The organism is Aeromonas sp. QDB23, assembly GCF_027707745.1.
GTDB classification, from domain to species: Bacteria; Pseudomonadota; Gammaproteobacteria; order Enterobacterales; family Aeromonadaceae; genus Aeromonas; species Aeromonas allosaccharophila.
Window position 1 is genome coordinate 45065 of sequence record NZ_JAPCJA010000035.1, and the last position, 8734, is coordinate 53798.

The window sequence follows — 8734 nt, forward strand, 5'->3', positions numbered from 1 at the left end:
TGGCAGCCGCATCAAATATCTCTTTCTGGCTCAGGCCAGCTGTACCAGCTTGAGGTCGCAGCCATCGAGATCTGGGTTAGCACGCTGCTGCTCGCCGCTCTGTTCTCCGCTCTTTTCCCCAAACCAGGCGAGCCGCTCGCGCAGGGCGACCACTTCGCCGATGACGATAAGCGACGGGCTCACCGCCTGTTTGGCCAGCTCGGCCAAGTCGGCCAGCGTGCCGGTCAGCACCCGCTGGCGGGCGGTGGTGCCGCGCTCGATGATGGCGATGGGGGTAGCTTGGCTTCGGCCGTGATCCACCAACTGCTGCTGGATATGCTCGGAGCGCATCAGCCCCATGTAGATGACCAGGGTCTGACTGGTGGCGGCGAGCTGCTGCCAGTCGGGCTCCTTGCCCTCCTGCTGGCAGTGCCCGGTAATAAAGACGGCGCTCTGGGCGTGATCGCGGTGAGTGAGCGGGATACCGGCATAGGCGGTGGCACCGGCGGCGGCCGTGATGCCGGGCACCACCGAGAAGGGGATGCCTTCATCGGCCAGCACTTCCAGCTCCTCGCCACCTCGGCCAAACATAAAGGGATCGCCCCCTTTCAGCCGCACTACCCGATTGCCCGCCTTGGCGTATTCCACCAGCAGGCGATTGGTCTCCTCCTGCGGCACGCTGTGGGCGCCCGCCTTCTTGCCAACCGATACCAGAGTGGCATCGCGGCGCACCAGATCGAGGATCTCAGGCGAGACCAGCTGGTCGTAGAGCACCACTTCAGCCTGTTGAATCTGTTGCAGCGCCTTGAGGGTCAAGAGGCCCGGATCACCGGGGCCCGCGCCGACCAAGACCACCTCGCCCACCTCGCTTTTCGCCTGGTCGAGGCCATCGCTCAGCCACTGCTCGGCACCTTGCCAATCCTCTTTCTCAATCAGGCTGGCGAGGGTGTTGGAGGCAAAGGCGCGCTCCCAGAAGCGGCGACGATCGGAAATCGAGGAGAGCACCCGCTTAGCTTTGTCACGAACCCGGCCGGAGAGCTCGGTCAGCCCGCCAAGATGACGGGGCAGCAGGCTCTCCAGCCGCTCGCGCAGCAGACGCACCAGCACCGGCGCCTTGCCGCCGCTGGAGACCGCCACCATCAGCGGCGAGCGATCGATGATCGAGGGGAAGATAAAGCTGGAGCGCTTGGGGTCATCCACCACATTGACGAACAGACCCAGCTGGTTGGCACTCTGATAAACGAGGGCGTTGACTTCGAGGTTGTCTGTCGCTGCCACAACCAAAATCTGACCTGCCAGATGGGCCGGGGTGAAGCGCTCGGCAAGATGGGTAAAACGACCGGCAAATTCCACAAATTCCGGTTCAAGCTCCGGGGAGACGATGGTCAGTCGGGCACCGGCCGCCAGTAGCAGGCGCGCCTTGCGCAGGGCAACTTCGCCCCCGCCCACCAGCAGTACCGGGCGGCCTTCCAACTTGGCAAACATAGGTAAATAATCCATTTCGGCCCATCCCTCGGAACACGACTAATATGGGGCGACTATAGGCAGGGCAGCTTATCCCTCAAAATAATAAAAAATGCTTTTTAATGCGTTTTGGTAATTAGCAAAGCCAATTCATGACAAAGGCGTACGAAGTCACTTGTGGTACCTGACGCCAGACCATAGGCTAGGGACTGTGTTTCATAAGGAGCTAAATGATGAATGAATCATTGATTGTGCTAGGGATTTTCGTGTTCCTGGTGCTTGCCACCCTGAGCGCGGGCATCAAGATCGTGCCACAGGGCTACAACTGGACGGTGGAGCGCTTCGGCCGCTACACCCGCACCCTGACCCCAGGCCTCAACCTGCTGATCCCCTACGTGGATCGGGTCGGCCACAAGATCATCATGATGGAGCAGGTGCTGGATATCCCGGCACAAGAGGTGATCTCCCGCGATAACGCCAACGTCACCATCGACGCCATCAGCTTTGTGCAGGTGGTGGATGCCCGCAAAGCGGGTTACGAGGTCAACGATCTCACCAGCGCCATCCGCAATCTCACCATGACCAATATGCGGACCGTGCTCGGCGCCATGGAGCTGGACGAGATGCTCTCCCAGCGCGACACCATCAACGAGAAGCTGCTGCGCACCATGGATGCCGCCACCGCTCCCTGGGGCATCAAGGTGACCCGTATCGAGATTAAAGATGTGCGCCCGCCGCTGGCGCTGGTCGAAGCGATGAACGCCCAGATGAAGGCCGAGCGCCAGAAACGGGCCGAAGTACTGGAAGCCGAAGGGGTGCGCCAGTCCAAGATCCTCAAAGCCGAGGGGGAGAAGCAGTCCCAGATCCTCAAGGCAGAAGGTGAGCGTCAGGCCGCCTTCCTCGCCGCCGAAGCGCGGGAGCGGGCGGCCGAGGCGGAAGCCAAGGCCACCCATATGGTCTCCCAGGCCATCGCTGAGGGTGATATGCAGGCCATCAACTACTTTGTGGCCCAGAAATACACCGAGGCGCTGGCTCGTATCGGTGAGGGCCCCAACAGCAAGATCATCATGATGCCGCTGGAAGCGGGCAGCCTGATTGGCTCGGTGGCTGGCATGGCCGAGCTGTTCAACAAAGATGGCAAGGGCAGCAAGTCATGACAGCCCTGTTCGAGGGGCTGACCCACTGGCACTGGCTGGGGCTCGGCTTCATTCTGCTGGCCATCGAGGTGCTCGGCTCGGTGGGCTTCCTGCTCTGGACCGGCATCGCCGCGCTGGAAGTGGGCCTGCTGCTGCTGGTCTGGCCCTTTGGCTGGCAGGCGCAGTTGCTGCTGTTTGCGGTGCAATCCCTGCTCACCACCTGGGCCTGGTGGCGCTGGCAGCACCAGCGTGACAACTCGGGTCAGGATGCCGCCAGCACCATCAACGAGCGGATGCAGAGCTATATGGGCCGCGAGCTGACCCTTCTGGATGATGTCGTGCAAGGCACCAGCCGGGTGTATCTGGACGACACCGTCTGGACGGTGCGCTGCGATGAGTCGCTGTCGGCGGGTAGCAAGGTCAGGGTAGTGGGGGCCGACTCCCACATCCTGCTGGTTGAACCCCACCACTGACGCCGCTCTGCCATCGAGCCATAAAAAAGCCCGCGATCGCTCGCGGGCTTTTGTCTCTCTGGCGACCACTCAGGTACGCAGCCGATCGAGCTGACTGGCCAGCGCCGTGGCAGCTTGCTCCAGCGCCTCGCTCAGCTGATGGCTGGAGCTGGCCTCCTGCCCGATCACGTTGGCGGTATCGCCGATCCGCATCAGGTTCTGGTTGATGGTGTCGCTCACCGCACTCTGCTGCTCGGCGGCGATGGCCACCTGACTGATGTGGTCGTGGATCTGCTGGATCTGGGCCACCACCCGATTGAGCGCCTCGAACGCCTGCTCGGTGCCCTGCACCGTGGTGGTGGAGCGCTCGATACCGGTATTCATCAGACGCTGACTGCTGCTCACTTCGGTCTGCAGGCTACCGATCAGCTGACCAATCTCGTCGGTCGACTCCCGGGTCTTGGTCGCCAGCGCCCGCACCTCGTCCGCCACCACCGCAAAGCCGCGTCCCATGTCACCCGCCCGTGCCGCCTCGATGGCGGCGTTGAGGGCCAGCAGATTGGTCTGCTCGGCAATGGCGCGGATAACATCAAGGATCCGGCTGATATTGGTGCTGCGCTGGGCCACCAGCGCCACCGCTTTATCCGCCTCATGCATATCGCCAACCAGGGTATGGATCTCGTTGCGGGCATTGCTCAGGGTCTGCTGGGCGTTATTGATGTGGTGGGTCGCCGCTTCCGACTCCTGCGCCGCCTGCTCGGCATAACCCGCCACGCTGACTGCCGTGGTGCTCATCTGATGCATGGCGCTCACCACGCTCTCCAGCTCCAGATTCTGCTCGTCCAGACTGCTACGCATAGTGTCGGCGGTATGTTTCATCTCCCGCGCCTGCTGGTAGACCTGCTGGCCAATCCCCTTGCTCATTTGCACCATGCCCCGCAGCTTGCCGAGGAAGGCATTGAGCTGGGAACCCAGATCGATCAGCTCCTGATGGGTGTCGATCTCCATCTGCTGGGTCAAGTCCCCCTCATTGCTGGAGAGGTGGCCCACATGGCGGCTGATGAGAGAAAGCGGCGCTGTGATGGTCTGGATAAACCAGACCAGCAGTCCCAGCACCAGCAGGGTGATCCCGCCCATGGCGACGATCTGCTGCTGCTGGGCATCCACCAGCAGGGCGCCGAGCTCTCTGCTGATGGTGCGCGCCTTGCCGAGCGCCAACGCTTTGGGCACCTTGATCATCAACCACCACTGGGTATTGGCCGCCTCGATACGGATTGGTTGTTGCAAAATAAAATCGCTGTCGCCACTCACGGCCTGACCGGTGGGCAGGGTCAGGCCCGCCTCCTTGAGCGGACGCCCCAGCTTGTCGGCATAGCGGTTGCTGCCCACAATCAGCCCCATCTTGCTGACGATGGTCACGTCGGCCTTGTTGTCATAGAGGCTCTTGCCCAGCGTTTCGGCAAGCTGCTGGAAAATGGGCAGGTTCATATCCACCCCGGCCAGCCCGACAAACTTGCCATCATGCAGCACGGGCACCGTCAGGCTGGTCATCAGCATCTTGTTACCCGGGCTGATTTCGTAGAGGTAGGGCTCCATCAGGCAGGGTTGGCGAGTATCGCGACCACAGAGATACCACTCGCTGTTGCGAATGCCGAACTCGTTGAGAGAGGTGTCAAACTTGGCCTCGCTGGCGGCGGCATCCACCGGCTGCTGGGCCACGGCGCCCCCCTGATCCTTGGTGAAGTAGATCTCCATGCTCCCCTTGCCCGCCACCGAGTGGCTGGCTCCGCCCAGCCAGTTGCCATCCTCGCCGTCATAACCATCCGGTTCAAACTGGGCGTAGATGGAGCTGATCCCGCTCGCCTGCTGCAAGCTGCTGCCGAGCAGAGACTCGACTTGGGGCCGCGACAACCGTAGCTCCGGCTTGCCCATCCCGGCTTCAATCTGGGCGGTCACGGTCAGGGGGATCTGATAGGAGTTCTGCATCAGCGAGGCAATCTGGATGGCATACCGCTCCGCCTGATACTGCAGGCTGTGGGAGACCTCTTGCTCCAGCGCATCGCTGGTCTGGGTCATCACCATGCCACGGAGGGTACTGAAAGAGGCTGACTGCAACAGGGTCATGGCCAGCCCGGTCAGCAGAAACAGTCCCATGGTCAGGCACAACAATTTGAACTTGAGGGAACGTTGCTTCATGGGGCAACTCCTTATGGCAGCGTGACAACGAATTAATTGAGTATATTCGTCCACTTGCAGCTCACCGGATTTGTGATGGGTTTGTCGTCGGCTTCTGGTTATAATTTTGGCCTTCCCGAGCGTTGATGGAACAGTCGCAATGAGCAATGCACTGAGCAGTGTCCCGCCGGTAGTCGCGATGGACTACCCCTTTCCGGCCAAACCTCTTCCCCTGAGTGCCGAGCAGAGAACGACCTTGACCACAGAAATCAAGGCGCTGCTCAAGGAGCGCAAGGCGGTACTGGTTGCCCACTACTACACGGATCCCGAGATCCAGGCGCTGGCCGAAGCCACCGGTGGTTTCGTTGGTGACTCGCTGGAGATGGCCCGCTTTGGCCGCGATCACGAGGCGCAGACCCTGATCGTCGCCGGGGTGCGCTTCATGGGTGAAACCTCCAAGATCCTGAGCCCCCACAAGCGGGTGCTGATGCCGACTTTGGAGGCCGAATGTTCCCTCGATCTGGGCTGCCCCATCGAGCAGTTCTCCGCCTTCTGCGATGCCAACCCGGATCATACCGTGGTGGTCTATGCCAATACCTCGGCAGCGGTCAAGGCGCGGGCTGACTGGGTGGTGACCTCCAGCATCGCGCTGGAGATCGTCGAGCACCTCGACAGCCTGGGTCACAAGATCATCTGGGGCCCGGATCGCCATCTCGGTGCCTATATCGAGAAGAAGACCGGCGCCCAGATGCTGCGCTGGCAGGGCCACTGCATCGTCCACGACGAGTTCAAGGCCCGCGCCCTGCGCGAGCTGAAAGAGCAGAATCCGGACGCTGCCGTGCTGGTTCACCCGGAATCCCCCGCCTCGGTGATCGAGCTGGCCGATGCGGTGGGCTCCACCAGCCAGCTGATCAAGGCCGCCAAAGAGCTGCCCCAGCAGAAGCTGATCGTGGCGACCGACCGAGGCATCTTCTACAAGATGCAGCAAGCCTGTCCGGATAAAGAGATGGTGGAAGCACCGACCGGTGGCGATGGCGCTACCTGTCGCAGCTGCGCCCACTGCCCCTGGATGGCGATGAACGGTCTGGTAGCGATCAAGGAGGCCCTCACCGACGGTGCCGAGCGCCACGAGATCCAAGTAGACGAGGAACTGCGGGTCAAAGCGCTGATCCCTCTAGATCGGATGCTCAACTTCGCCGCCGAACTCAAATTGAAAACCCAGGGCAACGCCTGATTGCCGGGGTAATGAGATGCAAAGAGGGCTCCCGCGGGAGCCCTCTTTATTTATCTGAACGCTATGCTGCTCAGATGATCACGGTGGAGAGACAATGCTCTTCATCCGGCGCAACGGTCACGCCCGCCTCGCCGGCAATAGCGGCCTCGACGCAGAGCATGGTGCGATATCCATCGTCGCTCATGTCGGCCATGGCGGTGGCCCCTTCCAACCAGGGAGTCCAGACCACCACGCTGTCGTGGTTGCCACTCACTACCCGCGTCTCACGCTCACCATCCTGCACGCTCACCAGCGCCTCTGGCTGCCAGTAGACCCGATCCAGCGGCCCGTTCAGGGTCAATGCACCCTGCTGTTTGGCATCCTGTCCGGTCAGCTTGTCGGCATAGGGCTCACCCAGACCGGTCACGCTCACCGCTTCCGGCGCACTGATGGTCAGATAGGTATGCAGCGCACTGCTATAAGTCAGCGGCAGGGCGCCGGTGTTGCGAGTGGTCAGCACCAGCGAGAGCTCTTTGCCAACCAGCACGTCCAGCTCCAGCTCGAAGGCGTGATCCCACAGAGCGCGGGTCGCATCGCTGTCGCGCAGAGAGAGGTGCACCAGGGTGCCATCGGCGTGATCGGAGACCCCGTCCAGCATCCAGAGGGTGGTGCGGGCAAAGCCGTGGGAGGGCTTGCCGCTGCCGACACGGGCTGGCGCCGGGCCAAACCAGGGCCAGCAGATCGGGATACCGCCACGAACAGGCTTGCTGCCATCCAGCACCGCCTTGTCACTCAGCCAGATGGAGGCTGGCTCGCCATGGCGCTGATAGCTCAGCACATGGGCGCCAAACAGGCTGATCTCGGCCTTGGCATAGTCGTTGTTGATGGTGAGAACCGGCAGACCGGCCGCATTGTTGGCAAGCTTGCAATTGGCTGTCAGGGGACGAATGGATTGCATGTGGACTCCTGTCATCAGGGGAAACCGAAAAACAAAAAGGCGGCCAATGGCCGCCTTTTTCAAGCTACGCGATTGCGCATCCCAAATTACTTGGAGATGTGAGCGATCAGGTCCAGAACTTTGCTGGAGTAGCCCATTTCGTTGTCGTACCAGGATACAACTTTAACGAATTTGTCGTTCAGCTGGATACCAGCCTTGGCGTCGAATACGGAGGTCTGACGCTCACCCAGGAAGTCGGTAGATACAACTTCGTCTTCGGTGTAGCCCAGAACGCCTTTCATAGCGCCTTCGGAAGCAGCTTTCATCGCTTCGCAGATTTCTGCGTAGGTGGCAGCTTTCTTCAGGTTAACGGTCAGGTCAACAACAGACACGTCCGGAGTCGGAACACGGAAAGCCATACCGGTCAGCAGGCCTTTCAGTTCCGGGATAACTACGCCAACAGCTTTGGCTGCACCGGTAGAGGACGGGATGATGTTCTGAGCCGCACCGCGGCCACCGCGCCAGTCTTTGGCAGACGGACCATCAACGGTCTTCTGGGTAGCAGTGGTAGCGTGAACGGTGGTCATCAGGCCAGACTCGATACCGAAGGTATCGTTCAGAACCTTGGCGATCGGTGCCAGGCAGTTGGTGGTGCAGGAAGCGTTGGAAACGATGTCCTGGCCAGCATAGGTAGAGTCGTTAACACCCATTACGAACATCGGGGTAGCGTCTTTGGACGGGCCAGTCAGAACAACTTTCTTGGCACCAGCAGCGATGTGCTTACGAGCAGTCTCGTCGGTCAGGAACAGACCGGTAGCTTCAGCAACAACGTCAACACCGATTTCGCCCCACTTCAGGTTGGCCGGGTCACGCTCAGCGGTAACACGTACGGTTTTGCCGTTTACAACCAGGTTGCCGTCTTTAACTTCAACGGTACCGTTGAAACGACCGTGAGTTGAATCGTACTTCAGCATGTAAGCCATGTAGTCAACATCGATCAGGTCGTTGATACCAACAACTTCGATGTCAGCACGCTCAGCGGCCAGACGGAATACGAAACGACCGATACGGCCAAAACCGTTAATACCTACTTTGATAGTCATATTTAGTTACCTAACTGTTCAGTAGTCAAAGAAAATTCCGCTTGTAAATTTACTAGAACTCTCCGGTGAGTCAACCAACATTCTGTCTGAAATTGCGCTATATCATGAAAAACTGTGAAATTAATTTTCTGTTTATGTAACTGATTACCACATTTTGACGAAAAAAGTGCCAGAACGTGGCATCGCGCAGAGGTAATCCCCCCGAAAAACTGAGGTGCTCATAAGTAGAATTTTCTCGTATCTTGAACGCAGGAGGTTCTACATGAAAACATCAC

At 60.0% G+C, this 8734-nt stretch carries 7 protein-coding genes; 3 read left to right on the top strand and 4 right to left on the bottom strand.

Going from position 1 to position 8734, the window contains the following annotated elements:
- Positions 1–30 precede the first annotated feature (30 nt).
- Positions 31–1479, bottom strand: a complete 1449-nt coding sequence (cysG, locus tag PG888_RS14985) for a siroheme synthase CysG (protein ID WP_270693687.1) — start codon at positions 1477–1479, stop codon at positions 31–33.
- Positions 1480–1676: 197 nt separating this feature from the next.
- On the opposite strand from cysG, the gene PG888_RS14990 reads away from it, so the two are divergent.
- Both PG888_RS14990 and PG888_RS14995 read left to right on the top strand, forming a co-directional pair.
- A complete protein-coding gene (locus tag PG888_RS14990; protein WP_058052545.1) occupies positions 1677–2600 on the top strand; it encodes an SPFH domain-containing protein in 924 nt (307 codons plus the stop codon).
- A complete protein-coding gene (locus tag PG888_RS14995; RefSeq protein WP_270693686.1) occupies positions 2597–3052 on the top strand; it encodes an NfeD family protein in 456 nt (151 codons plus the stop codon). The genes PG888_RS14990 and PG888_RS14995 overlap by 4 nt, the downstream gene beginning before the upstream one ends.
- Positions 3053–3121: 69 nt before the next feature.
- Here the strand turns inward: PG888_RS14995 and PG888_RS15000 are convergent, their stop codons facing one another.
- The gene (locus tag PG888_RS15000; protein WP_270693684.1) at positions 3122–5227 is read right to left on the bottom strand and encodes a methyl-accepting chemotaxis protein; all 2106 of its coding nucleotides are present in this window, start codon (positions 5225–5227) and stop codon (positions 3122–3124) included.
- A gap of 139 nt (positions 5228–5366) precedes the next feature.
- Between PG888_RS15000 and nadA the strand changes: the two genes are divergently transcribed.
- Positions 5367–6440, top strand: coding sequence for a quinolinate synthase NadA (gene nadA / locus PG888_RS15005; RefSeq protein WP_234602151.1), 1074 nt, complete (start codon positions 5367–5369; stop codon positions 6438–6440).
- A 70-nt stretch (positions 6441–6510) separates the two neighbouring features.
- On the opposite strand, the gene PG888_RS15010 is transcribed toward nadA, so the two are convergent.
- The gene (locus PG888_RS15010) at positions 6511–7377 is read right to left on the bottom strand and encodes a D-hexose-6-phosphate mutarotase (protein WP_270693681.1); all 867 of its coding nucleotides are present in this window, start codon (positions 7375–7377) and stop codon (positions 6511–6513) included.
- Between the two features lie 86 nt (positions 7378–7463).
- Positions 7464–8459: a type I glyceraldehyde-3-phosphate dehydrogenase gene (gene gap / locus PG888_RS15015; RefSeq protein ID WP_040099300.1), complete on the bottom strand. Its 996-nt coding sequence runs from the start codon at positions 8457–8459 to the stop codon at positions 7464–7466.
- Positions 8460–8734: the final 275 nt, after the last annotated feature.

Excerpts from the sequence above, each read along its gene's own strand:
- cysG (WP_270693687.1), bottom strand. The coding sequence starts at position 1,479 with ATGGATTATTTACCTATGTTTGCCAAGTTGGAAGGCCGCCCGGTACTG.
- PG888_RS14990 (WP_058052545.1), top strand. The coding sequence starts at position 1,677 with ATGAATGAATCATTGATTGTGCTAGGGATTTTCGTGTTCCTGGTGCTT.
- PG888_RS14995 (WP_270693686.1), top strand. The coding sequence starts at position 2,597 with ATGACAGCCCTGTTCGAGGGGCTGACCCACTGGCACTGGCTGGGGCTC.
- PG888_RS15000 (WP_270693684.1), bottom strand. The coding sequence starts at position 5,227 with ATGAAGCAACGTTCCCTCAAGTTCAAATTGTTGTGCCTGACCATGGGA.
- nadA (WP_234602151.1), top strand. The coding sequence starts at position 5,367 with ATGAGCAATGCACTGAGCAGTGTCCCGCCGGTAGTCGCGATGGACTAC.
- PG888_RS15010 (WP_270693681.1), bottom strand. The coding sequence starts at position 7,377 with ATGCAATCCATTCGTCCCCTGACAGCCAATTGCAAGCTTGCCAACAAT.
- gap (WP_040099300.1), bottom strand. The coding sequence starts at position 8,459 with ATGACTATCAAAGTAGGTATTAACGGTTTTGGCCGTATCGGTCGTTTC.